The sequence below is a fragment of the Couchioplanes caeruleus genome (assembly GCF_003751945.1).
Taxonomy (GTDB): Bacteria; Actinomycetota; Actinomycetes; order Mycobacteriales; family Micromonosporaceae; genus Actinoplanes; species Actinoplanes caeruleus.
Map to the genome: position 1 here is coordinate 2399395 of NZ_RJKL01000001.1, position 12582 is coordinate 2411976.

At 67.3% G+C, this 12582-nt stretch carries 10 protein-coding genes and 1 pseudogene; 5 read left to right on the top strand and 6 right to left on the bottom strand.

All coding sequences use genetic code 11. The features are described from left to right. Window positions 1–102: 102 nt before the first annotated feature. The 4 genes from EDD30_RS38970 to EDD30_RS38205 form a co-directional block, all read right to left on the bottom strand. Window positions 103–633 (bottom strand): hypothetical protein, encoded by a 531-nt coding sequence (locus EDD30_RS38970; RefSeq protein WP_211353744.1) that lies wholly within the window; start codon window positions 631–633, stop codon window positions 103–105. Next, the gene (locus EDD30_RS41425; protein WP_342353762.1) at window positions 602–4792 is read right to left on the bottom strand and encodes an RHS repeat-associated core domain-containing protein; all 4191 of its coding nucleotides are present in this window, start codon (window positions 4790–4792) and stop codon (window positions 602–604) included. The genes EDD30_RS38970 and EDD30_RS41425 overlap by 32 nt, the downstream gene beginning before the upstream one ends. A 256-nt stretch (window positions 4793–5048) precedes the next feature. Continuing rightward, the gene (locus tag EDD30_RS40510; RefSeq protein ID WP_071809329.1) at window positions 5049–6434 is read right to left on the bottom strand and encodes a hypothetical protein; all 1386 of its coding nucleotides are present in this window, start codon (window positions 6432–6434) and stop codon (window positions 5049–5051) included. 41 nt (window positions 6435–6475) lie between these two features. Beyond that, window positions 6476–6880 (bottom strand): hypothetical protein, encoded by a 405-nt coding sequence (locus EDD30_RS38205; RefSeq protein ID WP_143163012.1) that lies wholly within the window; start codon window positions 6878–6880, stop codon window positions 6476–6478. A gap of 626 nt (window positions 6881–7506) precedes the next feature. On the opposite strand from EDD30_RS38205, the gene EDD30_RS10465 reads away from it, so the two are divergent. After that, on the top strand, window positions 7507–7953 hold the full coding sequence (locus EDD30_RS10465; RefSeq protein ID WP_071809328.1) for a GNAT family N-acetyltransferase: 447 nt from the start codon (window positions 7507–7509) through the stop codon (window positions 7951–7953). Window positions 7954–8185: 232 nt separating this feature from the next. Here EDD30_RS10465 and EDD30_RS10470 read toward each other — a convergent pair whose 3' ends face one another. After that, window positions 8186–8386, bottom strand: coding sequence for a helix-turn-helix transcriptional regulator (locus EDD30_RS10470; protein WP_071809327.1), 201 nt, complete (start codon window positions 8384–8386; stop codon window positions 8186–8188). A 150-nt stretch (window positions 8387–8536) separates the two neighbouring features. Here EDD30_RS10470 and EDD30_RS41780 point away from each other — a divergent pair. The 4 genes and pseudogenes from EDD30_RS41780 to EDD30_RS10485 all read left to right on the top strand — a co-directional run. Further along, window positions 8537–8992, top strand: a pseudogene (locus EDD30_RS41780) (replication initiator); the annotation flags it as partial. A 271-nt stretch (window positions 8993–9263) separates the two neighbouring features. After that, the gene (locus tag EDD30_RS10475; RefSeq protein ID WP_342353728.1) at window positions 9264–9545 is read left to right on the top strand and encodes a replication initiator; all 282 of its coding nucleotides are present in this window, start codon (window positions 9264–9266) and stop codon (window positions 9543–9545) included. Between the two features lie 84 nt (window positions 9546–9629). Next, window positions 9630–9830, top strand: coding sequence for a helix-turn-helix transcriptional regulator (locus EDD30_RS10480; RefSeq protein ID WP_071809324.1), 201 nt, complete (start codon window positions 9630–9632; stop codon window positions 9828–9830). Between the two features lie 56 nt (window positions 9831–9886). Further along, entirely contained in the window at window positions 9887–11035 is a 1149-nt protein-coding gene (locus tag EDD30_RS10485) for a tyrosine-type recombinase/integrase (RefSeq protein WP_071809323.1), read from the top strand. Window positions 11036–11116: 81 nt separating this feature from the next. Here the strand turns inward: EDD30_RS10485 and glnA are convergent, their stop codons facing one another. Beyond that, window positions 11117–12541, bottom strand: coding sequence for a type I glutamate--ammonia ligase (gene glnA, locus EDD30_RS10490; RefSeq protein WP_071809322.1), 1425 nt, complete (start codon window positions 12539–12541; stop codon window positions 11117–11119). Window positions 12542–12582: the final 41 nt, after the last annotated feature.

Below are 12582 nucleotides of genomic sequence, written 5' to 3' on the forward strand. Positions count from 1 at the left end.
CACGAAGCTCAGCTCGCTAATCCGCCGTCAGGTCCACTCGACCATCCAACCACACCAACGTCACGTAAAAGGCAACAGCATCACGATGCACTAAGCGCCATGTCAACGGACTGACCGGGCAAGCTCGTTCGCCGTCCCACCCGGGTCAACGATGTCGAGCACGTCAAGTGCAGCTTCGTAGCAGGCCTCATCGTCGAGCGCCTCCCGAACAATTAGCCAGAGCGATTCCCGAACACGAGCGGCGCACCGTTCGAGGAGCGCACCGTTTCCACGTTCGACCTCGTCACTGGCTGGAGCGCCGGACAGGATTAGATACATCAACTCAAGCACTGCAATCCGAACCCAGCGCGGCCGGGGGTCGACCAGCGAGGCCGCCAAGACGCCGACCGCCGGCTCAGCCGCGCTGTAAAGATCGGCTTGAGGCACAATCTTGTCTTCGAGAGAGTCTTCGGCGGTATCAATCCTTTCCCGATCCGACTTAAGAAGCGACATTAGAGCTTGCCCCACATCCGCCGCCGAAACGCCTTCGAGCTTCCGGTAACTGCCCCAATCAGTCGCCTCGATAAGTCGCTCAGCAAGACCGGCGGATCCAGCATTTACCTCAGTCAACCCAACTACCTCCGGATTCGCCACGCGTCCTGGGATCGAACAGCTCACGGGGGTACCTTCCTTGGCACCTCGGGCACACAGTATGCGGGCGCCATTCTAGCTGGCCCGTGTCTTTATTCCTTCGCCAAGCGTAGGGCTGGGTCATCTTCGCGCCGGGCATGCGGTCCTGGATGATGTCCTCGGCATGATTTCTGTGACCACGGGGGCCATTACCTGCGCCCATCACATTACCGTTCTTATCATAGCCTCCGACATAGACGGGCGAGTCACGGTTCGGCTTGCCATTAGGCTTTCGTCCAGCCTCATCACGGGCCCGCTCAGCCTCTGCCTTAGGATTCGCCGGTTTTGATTTACCCTTCGGTGATTTAGGCTTGATTTTGGGCTTCACGGGAGGGTTGCTGGGCCGCATCTTCGGCGGCTTTTTCCCGCCGGACTTCTTTCCGCCAGTCGCCTTCGTGGAGCTCTTGGGTCGGCTCTTGGGCTTGGCTTTGCCGCCTCCGGACTTAGGTCCTCGGACGACGACCCTTGGAGGCTTGGGCGTTGATCGGCTGGAGGCGCGGGCGCGTCCGAATACTTTCTCGTTGTGCGCGTCTCGGGATTCGGTGCGGCTGAACCTTGGGGTGACCGTCTTGCCGGGTTTCTTCTTGACGGTGGAGCCGTGTCCCTTGGCTCCACTGCCTCTGCCACTGCCCTTAAAGGGGTTCCAGGGCATGCTTATGCGGGGGACTGATCCCATGCCGCCGCCGCCGCCTCCGGCCCACGGGTACACCGCGAGTCCGTCGGGGTCGGTGAAGGTGATCGGGTTGTTGTTGGCGTAGGCGTAGCCGTGCAGGGTTTGTGGGTCGCCGAAGTCGGCGAGGGGGTCGACGGAGATGAACCGGCCGGTGCTGGGGTCGTATTCGCGGGCGCCGAGGTGGGTCAGGCCGGTGGGGTCGGCGGTGCCGCCGACGAAGGCCTTGCGGTCGGGCCAGATCGGTGCTGGGCCGCGGCTTTCGCCGAACGGGGTGGTGCGGCGTCGGGTGGAGGTCAGGGTGCCGGCGTCGATGGCGAGTTGTCCGGTGCCGTGGTGGTCGCTGACCATCCAGGTCAGACCGTCGGTGGTGGTGCGGATGGCGTCGCCGTAGTAGCGGGTGCCGGTGGCTTTGCCGGTGTTGTCGACGCGGATTTCGCTGTGGCCGAGTTCGAGGGTGACTGCGGTGGGGTCGATGGTGATGAGTCGGGTGCCGCCGGCGTCGTAGGTGTAGTAGTGGGTGCCGCTGGCGGCGGTGGCGACGCTGGTGAGTAGGCCTTCGGCGTCGAAGGTGAAGGTGTCGGTGCCGGCGGCCGCGGTGCGGGTTTTCAGGTTGCCGCCGGGGTCGTAGGTGTAGTCGGTGGCCGAGCCGCCTCCGCGGGTCTCGCGGCGGGTCAGGGTGTGCGGTTGCGCGGTTCCGGCGGCGGGGGTGGCGTAGTCGCGGATGGTGTCGCCGGCCGGGCTGTGGCTGGTGTCGGTCTTGCGGTTGCCGACGAGGTCGTAGGTGAACGACTGCCAGTACGGGTCCGGGCCGCCGACCGCGGCCTGGGTGGGGCTGGTCTGGCAGGTGGCGGCGGTGGTGGTCCAGGCCTCGGTGAGGCGGCGCAGGTAGTCCTGCTGGAAACACTGCTGGGTGACGGTGGTGTTGCCCGCGCCTTCGTTGACCTCGTTGATCGCGGTGATGTTGCCGGCGGGGTCGAAGCTGTAGCGCTCGGTGAGTTTCTCGTCGAACGTGTCGGCCGTACCGGCGCGTTCGGTGGAGACCTGGGCCTTGGTGCGGCGCAGGGTGGAGTCCTCGTAGTCGTCGATGAGGCGTACGCGTTTGCCGCCGGCGCCGAGCAGGCGCTGGGTGACGCCGCCGTGCCAGGCGTAGGTGGCCGACGCCAGGTAGGTGTCGGTGCCGGACAGGGTGGCGAGGTCACCGGCGTCGGTGTAGGTGGGGGTGACGGTCTCGGTGGGTAGGTCCGCGACGGCCGGATACGTCAGTGAGGCCGGGGAGCCGTCCGGATGGTAGGTGTAGCCGGTGGTGTAGGTGCCGCTGATACCTCGGTGCCCGTCCGGGATGGTGACGGTGGTTCCGGTCGGGTCGTACAGGTCGGTGTAGCCGGTCACCGTCTGGGTGTACTGCTTGCCACCGGAGTGGCGTACGGCGGAGGTGAGCTCGCCCTTGGCGAGGGTGTCGTAGGTCCACGCGGCCCGCAGGGTGCCGGTCGCGTGCGCGTCGCGCAGCTCGGTCACGCGGCCAAGCTGGTCGTACTTGCGCCACAGCTTCTTACCGCGGCCATCGGTGGTGGCGGTCAGCTGGTCTGCCTCGTCGTACTCGTTGACCAGGGTGCCGGCGTCGGGATCGGTGCCGCCGGTCAACCGGCCGCGCAGATCGTAGCTGCGGGTCCATTTATTGCCGGCCGGGTCGGTGATGGAGGTCAGATGGCCAAGCCGGTCGTAGCCGTACTTCGTCTCATCCACGGCGTCTTGCGCGCCCGGTCCGCGGTGTTGTTGCAGCCGGGTGACCTCACCCGTGACGTCAAGGTGCGTCGTGGTCTTGATGCCACCCGCCGGCGGGGTCACGGTGACCCGATCACCGCGGTATGCCGTGGTGGTCGCCCACTTCTTGGCATTGCGCGACCACAGCGCGGTTTCGGTCGGCCGCTCCAGCGCGTCGTAGGTGGACCGTTCCTGGAGGTCCACTGCGGTGTCGTCGAACGTGACGAGCGTGCCGGCAGGCCCGGACGCGTTGTTGTAGAACGCGGTCTCGGCGCTGATCAGCCCGCGCGCGTCGTAGCGGACGTCGGCGATCACCCGTTTGCCGTCGGGGGCGGTGCTCTGCTGCTGGCGGGGTCGTTCAAGCCCGTCGTAGATTTCGTAGGAGCTGATCTGGTTGCCGTTCGGGCCGAGCTGACGGGTGCGGGTGTGGCTGGGCGCGGTGGTGCCGTTGACCGCGTAGTCGTACTGGGTATGCGGAGTCTGGCCGGTGGTGCGCCCGGGCAGCCACAGCTTGGTCAGCCGGCCCAGTGGGTCGTAGGCGGCGGTGGTGACCTTGGCATTCTCGTCTGTGTCGGTCAGCGTCTCGCCGCGGATGTCGAACGTCGACGTGGTGGTGTGCCCGGCGGCGTTCCTCTCCGTTTCCGCGGTCACCGGACCGCCGAGGGCCGGCGTGTAGGTCGTCGTGCTGGTCCGGCCGAGGGCGTCGCTCTCGGTCAGGACACGGCCATGGGCGTCGTAGGTGGCGGTGCCGGCGGTGACCCAGTTGGCCGTGGTGTCGGTGTACGACGCGAGATCGTCGGTGCGGGTGTCCAGGCCCCGCGTCGGCGCCGCGCCGAGGGTGGTGGAGCCGTCGTAGTAGGTGCGCTCACCGGACAGCACGTCGGCGGGACCGGGGGTGTCGGCGCAGTTGGTGGCCAGTTCCTCGGCCGGGTAGTCGATCAGCCACGCCGCAGGGTTGGTGTTACGCGCATACGTTTTGGTGGTGCACACATCGTCATCGGACGATCCGATTAATCCCCGGTCGATCTCCTTGGTGACCTGGCCGTAGGTCGGGTCGTAGACGAACTCCACCTCGCGTTCGCGCCAGGTGCCCGACGCGGGCAGGAATTCGAAGGTCTCCTCCTTGGCGACCTCGCCGAAGTATGAGCGGGTGGTGGTCGGCTGCGCGTGCGCGGCGGCTTCGACGCGCTGGCCGGTCTGGTTCTCCCACGGGTGGAAGCGGTACTTGTACAGCGGCGTGGTTGCGTCGGCGTCGTAGTCGACCTGCTCGAGCAGGTGACCGGTCCGGTAGCCGAAGTCCGTCCATTCGGCACCGTGCGAGTCGGTGATCGACACAGCCCGGGCGGTCTCACCAGCATCGGTACGATCGCCGTGCATACCCCGGAAGTACCGGTACTCCGACCTCGTCCGGGTGCCACCAGCCACGCCGGTCGTGACCGAAACGTTCGAGTAACCCCGCCAGTCCGACCACGTCCGCAACGGCAGCGACAACCCCCACTTGTCACCGTTGTTGTGATGCCACAACACACTCGTCGACGAGCCGGCGGTGCTGTACCCGTAGCTGTGCACCACGTCGTGTGACCCGCCGACCAGGTCGCGTTCGGTCACGCTGATCACGCGGTACTTGTTCCACCACGACCAGCCCGCCGCCGAATTCGGCGGGGCGTAGTACTGCGGGAAACACCGCATGGAGTTGTTGTCCGGGTTCGGCAGCGACGTGGGCGAGCAGTTCGAGTCGCCATAGGCGATCTGCAGCTCCCCGTCGGTCTCCGAGGTGATCCGGGTGAGCCGGTACTTGTTCGACGTGGGTACGCCCGCAGAGGTGTTGTAGTCGGTGCGGTTCGGCTTTCGTGTGCCCCCGAAGTCGACCTTCGGCAGCGCCTGCGTACCGCCGGTCCGGCCGGTGCGGGTGATCGACGCCAGCCACAACGACGGATCGGTGTTGTCATTCGTGGCCGGGAAGCTGTGCGTCAACGCCCACTCGTCCACCGGCGTATACGCGCCTGCGACCAGCACCGACGTGGTGACCTTCGCCAGGCGCTTGGCGGTCCAGAACGACGGCGCCGGGTTGTTGGTACACGGCGCCGCCGTGCACTGCAGATCCCAGGGAGTGTCCGGCCAGTTCGCCGCCACCGGCGTGGTGCCGCTCCAACAGGTGGCCAGGCACCGGTCGCCGGCGGTGAAGTCGACCTTCATCGGCGCCTTCGCACTGGTCTCCGTGCCGGCTGCCGTACTCGATGCGCGCGAGCCAGCCGCCGCGGTCGTAGGCCGCCACGGTCGCCGTGCCCGCGAGCTTCGTGCGGCTGCTTTCCTTCTGGTACCAGTACGACATCGAGTTGCCGTCCGGGTCCACGACATAGTCCAGGTTCCAGCGCCACGCCATCGCGCACCAGGAGCCGGCGAACCCGCCGGTCTTGTAACACGGCTCGCCCGTCCGGTTCGCGAACACCGGCACACCGAACACCGACGAGGTGACCGGCTGACCCTCCTGCCAGCCCGGCAGCCGGCTCTTACCGAACCAGTACTGGGTGCCGTCCGGCGTGGTCAGCTTCCAGTGCTCATTGCTGTAGAGCCCGGTGCCGGTGCCGCCGGTGACCAACTCCAGGTACGAGCCGTCATCCTCGGCCAGACGCCACTTGCCCGTCGCATCGTCGAGCACCAGCTCCGTCGACTGACCCCGCCACGACAGCACCGCATTCTGATCCCGATAACACAGATCACCGGTGGCGTTGGTGTACTGCGCGGTGGTCGCCCCGGTCACATCGTCACGACACGCCCGGTACTGACGCTCGATGAACCCCGGCTCAAAATTCCAACCCTCACCGACCCAGGACGGCTGCGCGTTGTTCGCGTTGGTACGCCCATCCACCGCACCAGAGTTGTAACCCAGCGCCAGCTCCGGCTCCAATTCACCCGGAGCCGGCGGCACCTGCAACGGATATGACCAGGAGAAGTCACCGGACTGCTTGCCGGCTGACCACGATGCCGCCTCGGTCAAGTCGGACCGGGCGAACGTGCCGGTGTCCACGCTCGCCGCCATTGCGGTCATGGCCAGCACCGTGGCCTGGCCGCTGTCAGCCGGCGCCAGCTTGGCATCGGCCACGATGGTCGATTTCTCGACATCGTTCTTCGCCGGCAGTGGCGTCGCCGTCTGGCACTGCTGTCTCTCCGGCGTTTCCACCGCACAGGCCGGCAGTTGCACCAGTTGCGCGCGCCGCGCCCAGTCACCACCGAACGCCTGCCGCAACGACGAATAGTCGATCTCCACCGACGTCGGTGCGCTGACCGGTGCCTCATCGGTGCGGTTCAAGCGCAGCATCAGCCCGGTCACCCCGGCAGCTTCAGCCTGCTTACGGCTCAGTACCTCGGAGCTCACCCGCCCGACCGGCTCGGCGGCACTGGCACGCGCGGCGGGCTCACCGCGGCGCGAGCCGGCGCCGAGGAAGGACGCCCGACACGCACCGGCTGCCCCGGGACAGCGACCCGGCCGGAACCCGCGATCGCCACCTCGGCCTTGCCGGGAGACGGCCAGCTCACCGCAGGCGCCTTCCACAGATCCACCTGGGACTCCGACACCTGCCCGTCACGCGTCTTGGCCTTACCGACCGCCACGGAACGGTTCCGGTCGACATCCGCAGACGGCTTGGGCTCCGCCTGGGCCTGGCCTGCAAACGGCAACGAACCCGCCAGAACCACCAACGCCACCGCGATGACAGCCCGCCGAATCCAACGCCACAGAACCGAAAACACGCGCGACGAACCGACCTCAGCGTCCATGCCAGGCATCCCCCGTGAGCTCAAACATTGAGCGCGCCGGATACTACTGACTCCCTACGACAAGCCGCAACAAGATCACCGAGAGTAAGGGCGGATCCGTAGAGGTCGCTTCAGGGCTGTCCAGGAAGGTGGTCGAGCCGGCCTACAACAGCGATGGACGCGTCAGGCACTCGGCGTAGAAGGCCGCGGAATACCTGCGCGATGCAGACGTCGACGATGGCCGTCGCCCGTGGCCGGAACGAGCAGGCATGGCCAGCGCCGGCGCCGCCCACACGGAGCCCGTTGAGCCCGTTGATAGTTGTTCAAACTTTCTGTACGTCTTCAAGGCGGCCCGATACGGGCCGCTCACGCCGCCGCCTGGGCGCGTGGCCGGCGCTTACCTGTCGCACGCGCCGGCGCACGCAGGCAACCCGGCGGCTGGCGTGGAAAGCGGGGATCGGGCCGCAGCGACGACAGAGTCCAACGCGGGGTTGGGAATCTGGTTGGAGGTCGGGGGCCGACCGGCTCGGCCTGGGCGACGCGGCCGAGCTGCCGCGCCGGGCCGCGGGGCGAGTCGCGGCCGTCGAGCGCCGGGTGCGGCGGCGCTTCGTTATGGTCTAGTCGTGGAGAGACTGAGACTTGAACCGATGACTGAGGAGCGGTACCTCGCATACCGGCAGGGCGCTGAGCTGGACTACGCGAAGAACATCGCCGATTCTGGCGCCCTACCGCTGATCGAAGCGCAGCAGAAGGCGACCGAGGACTTCCAGCGGCTGTTGCCCGACGGCTTGCACACCGCAGGCCATCATCTGTGGACTGCCTACGACGGCGCCGAAGAGGTGGGCATGGCTTGGCTGCACGTGGAGGAAAAGTCGGACGGCCGACACGCCTTCGGCTACGACTTCGCGGTCCGTGAGCAGCTACGCCGCAAGGGATATGGCCGTGCCATCATGCAGGCGGCCGAACAAGCCTGTCGGGAGCTAGGCATCGTCTCCGTCGGCTTGAGCGTCTTCGGGTTCAATGCAGGGGCTCGCAGTCTGTACGAGCAGATGGGCTTCGAGGTTACGTCGATCCAGATGCGCAAACGGCTGTAGCGTCGAGGTTCCCCGCGCACCTACGCCTTCTGACTGTTCTCACGGCCAAATTCTTGCCCGAGCCTGGTCTATGCCGGCTCCGCATCAGGGCCCGGTCCATCCGACGTCCTGGGTGACTAACTGAGTGACAATCGTCTGTGATCATGACGGACGGCCACGGACGACGGTGGACTGAGGACCGCAGCTCAGGCAGCTATTGCGGCAGCTCGGTCAAGATCGAAAAGTGCCTGGGTCAAGGGGTCTGGTCGTCCGAGTCCGGCCGATGCTGCTTGATCCTCGCCTCAACGTCATCTCGTCGCCACACCTTGCCCTGGATCAACTCGTCGTAGGGTGCCGGCCAGTCCGGCCGGTGCGTGAGCTGGTAGACGCGCTGACGGCTGATCTCTCCGAGCCGTTGGCGGATCTCGGCCGCACCCATCAGCTTCCTAGGCATACGACCACCTTACAGGCGACCACGGGAGTGGCATTTCACCCAGTCGGTGTGGAACCTGCGCGCGGCGGAGCTGTGGCGGCGCACCAGCATCACCGCCAACCGCTACATCCGCCGGGTCGCCCACGAGCGGGGTATCCGGACCGGCCTGTCGTGACCTACGACAAGTCCGGCAAGGCCCGGACCCGGTGGGTCAGCCCGGTCCGGCTGGAGTTCAGCAAGGCCGCTGAGATGCAGCGCCGCGCCGCGATTCACCTGCACTGCGTGGTCCGCCTTGATGGCAATGACCCTGACCAGCCGGACACCATCGTCGCGCCGCCGCCCGGACTGGACGCACACGACCTGGTCGCCGCTGTCGATCATGCGGTCGCGACCGTCGCCTTCACCACCGCGCCGCACCCGGCCAACCCGGCGGGGTGGACGATCAGTTGGGGCTCCCAGGTCCTCACCAAGGTAATCACCGATGGCGCCGACGGCGAGGTGACCCACAAGCAGGTCGTCGCCTACCTCGCGAAGTACGCCACCAAGTCGACCGAGGTCACCGGGCACGCCTCGAACCGGCTCACCGATGACACCGTCGGCCTGTACGCCGACCCGGACGGCACCCACCCGCAACGGCTCATCGACGCCTGCTGGCGGCTCGGCAGCTTCCGCACCGATCCCACTCCGCCTGGTCCGCTCGCACCCAAGCGCCGCGCTGAACCCGCTCCGGCTGAGCCCTTCGGTGTCCTGCGCACCGACCCGGACTGCGGGGGCTGTACCCGCTACCGGACCTGCCCCACCTGCGCCGCTGAGCAAGTCGCCGCCGCAGACATGGCTCGCCGCGCCCCCGGCCGGGCCGCCGGCCAGTCCGTACCTGAAGCTGCGCCGGTGGGCGCACATGCTCGGCTTCGGCGGCCACTTCCTCACCAAGTCCCGCCGCTACAGCGTCACCTTCGCCATACTGCGCGACGCACGCGTCGTGTTCCGCCGCGCCCAGACCGGCGGCCCCGAACGGGCTGAGCCGGTCGCCGAGCCCACCACGCTGGTCGTCAACTTCCTGCAGTTCGTCGGCGCCGGCTGGCAGACACCGGCCGACGCCATGCTCGCCAACACCTCCGCCGCCATGGCCCGAGAACACGCCGAAACCGCCAGACAGCACCTTCAGACCCTGGCCGCGTGAACGGCCGACAACCGTCAAGCCCGCCTTGACGCCACGCTGCGAACTGAGGCGGTCGGAACTCTCTCGGATAGGAGCAACAGACTGATGGCGACAGCGTCGGCGTCAGCGGCGGCAGTCGACAGGCTGTGGACGATCGATGACGTCTCAGCCTTCCTTCGGGTACCGATTGCGACGCTCTATCAGTGGCGGCACCATCGCGTCGGCCCACCGGCATTCAAGGTCGGTCGCCACCTGCGATACGACCCGACGGCCGTGCGCGCATGGCTCGTCTCCCAGGAGGCGTGAGCGGTGCCCGTCGACGACACGTGGTACCTGACGAAGCGCGGCCCGGATGGGGACGGTTGCCATCCCGCAAACACGGGCGGGGCAAACGCTGGCGCGTCCGTTGGGTCGACAACCATGGCAGCGCCCGTGAGCGGCACTTCGAGCGCAAGGCGGACGCCGACCGGTACGACGCCAACGTGCGCGCCGACCTCAGCCGTGGCCAGTACATCGATGACAGGGCCGGGCGGGTCACGGTTGCCGACCTCGCCGAACGGTGGCGTGCCGACCAGTTGCACATCCCGAGCACGGCCATCCGGGTCGAGCACGCCATCCGGTTGCACATCGTCCCCGGCATCGGGCAGATGCAGGTCGGGCAAGTACGCCCCAGCAAGGTTCAGGCGTGGGTGAAGGACCGTGCCCAGGTGCTGGCACCGACCACTCTGCGGGTGGTGTACGGCTACCTGAACGCCATCTTCGCCTCGGCGGTACGCGATCGGCTCATCGCCAGCTCGCCCTGCGTCGACATCCGCCTGCCGGGCATCGACCGCGACAAGCGGGTGATCCCGACGCCGGAGCAGGTGCACCGCTTGGCCGAGCTGATGCCGCCCCGTCTCGCGGCGACCGTCTACGTCGCGGCCGGCTGCGGTCTGCGGCTCGGCGAGGTGCTCGGGCTGGAGGTCGGCGACATCGACTTCGACGCTGCCGAACTGACGGTGCGCCAGCAGTTGAAGATGCACAAGGGTCGCCCGCCGTACCTCGGCCGACCGAAGACGAAGACGAGCACCCGCAATGTCGAGCTGCCGGACGTGGTGGCGACTGCGCTGCGCGAGCACCTGGCGGAGGGCTGTGCGCCCGTGGAGGTGGACGACGACACCGACCCCCGACGACCGAACCGGCGTCCCGCCGAGCTCGTCTTCCGCGCGGCCAGCGGCGAGCCGGTGAACGCCTCGACCTTCTCCCGTACCTGGACCCCGGTCCGGACGAAGGTCGGTCTGCCGCCACGCTGGGGCTTCCACGGCCTGCGGCACTACTACGCGACGCTGCTGATCCACGCCGGGGCGAGCGTCAAGACGGTGCAGCTCGCGCTCGGTCACTCGACTCCGACGATCACACTCAACGAGTACGTGCACGAGTGGCCGGATGTGCTCGACCGCACCCGCGCCCTGGTCGACGGGGCGCTCGGGACACGAGAAACGGCGGCCACGTCGGCTGGGAGCCGAGCATGACCGCCGCTTGCTACGTTGGGCCCAACTTGGGCCCAAGATCAGACCAGCAGGTGTTTCCGCTGGTCGCAGGCCCGAGAAGGGTCAGACGTTGTAGTACATCTCGAACTCGTGCGGGGTCGGGCGCAGGCGGACCGGGTCGATCTCGTTGGCGCGCTTCCAGTCGATCCACGTCGAGATCAGGTCGTCGGTGAAGACGCCGCCTGCGGTGAGGAACTCGTGGTCCGATTCGAGGCTGTTCAGGACCGCGTCCAGCGAGGCCGGGACCTGCTTGACGCTGCCCCACTCCTCCGGCGGAAGGTCGTAGAGGTCCTTGTCGATCGGGGCCGGCGGCTCGATCTTGTTCTTGATGCCGTCGAGGCCCGCCATCATCTGGGCCGAGAACGACAGGTACGGGTTCGAGGACGGGTCCGGCACGCGGAACTCGACGCGCTTGGCCTTGGGGTTGCTGCCGGTCACCGGGATGCGGGTGCAGGCGGAGCGGTTGCGCTGCGAGTACACCAGGTTGACCGGGGCCTCGAAGCCGGGCACCAGGCGACGGTACGAGTTGACCGTCGGGTTGGTGAACGCCAGCAGCGACGGCGCGTGGTGCAGCAGGCCGCCGATGTACCAGCGGGCCGTGTCGGACAGGCCCGCGTAGCCGGTCTCGTCGTAGAACAGCGGCTCGCCGCCGAGCCAGAGGCTCTGGTGGGTGTGCATGCCGGAGCCGTTGTCGCCGAAGAGCGGCTTGGGCATGAACGTGACGGTCTTGCCGTGCTCCCAGGCCGTGTTCTTGATGATGTACTTGAACATCTGCATCTGGTCGCCGGCGTGCAGCAGCGTCGAGAACCTGTAGTTGATCTCGGCCTGGCCCGCGGTGCCGACCTCGTGGTGCGAGCGCTCCACGGTGAAGCCGACGTCGATGAGGCGGCGGACCATGGCGTCGCGCAGGTCGGAGTAGTGGTCGACCGGCGCCACCGGGAAGTAGCCGCCCTTGTACGCGGTCTTGTAGCCGCGGTTGCCGCCCTCCTCCTCGCGGCCGGAGTTCCAGGCACCCTCGATCGAGTCGATGTGGTAGAAGGACTCGTGGGCTGACGTGGAGTGGCGGATCGAGTCGAAGATGTAGAACTCGGCCTCGGCACCGAAGTACGCCGTGTCGGCGATGCCGCTGGACGCCAGGTAGGTCTCGGCCTTCTTCGCCACGTTGCGCGGGTCACGCGAGTAGGGCTCGCGGGTGAACGGGTCGTGGATGAAGAAGTTCAGCGCCAGGGTCTTCTGGATGCGGAACGGGTCGATGAAGGCCGTGGTCACGTCCGGCAGCAGCATCATGTCGGACTCGTGGATGGCCTGGAACCCGCGGATCGACGATCCGTCGAAGGCGAGGCCGTCGGTGACGACGCTGTCGTCGAACGACTCCACCGGCATGTTGAAGTGCTGCATCACGCCGGGGAGGTCACAGAACCGTACGTCGACGAACTTGACGTCCTCGTCCTTGAGGTATCGCAGGAGTTCCTCGGGATTGGCGAACACACGTCCTCCTGGCACAGATTTTCGAACCGGGGCGGCGTGGG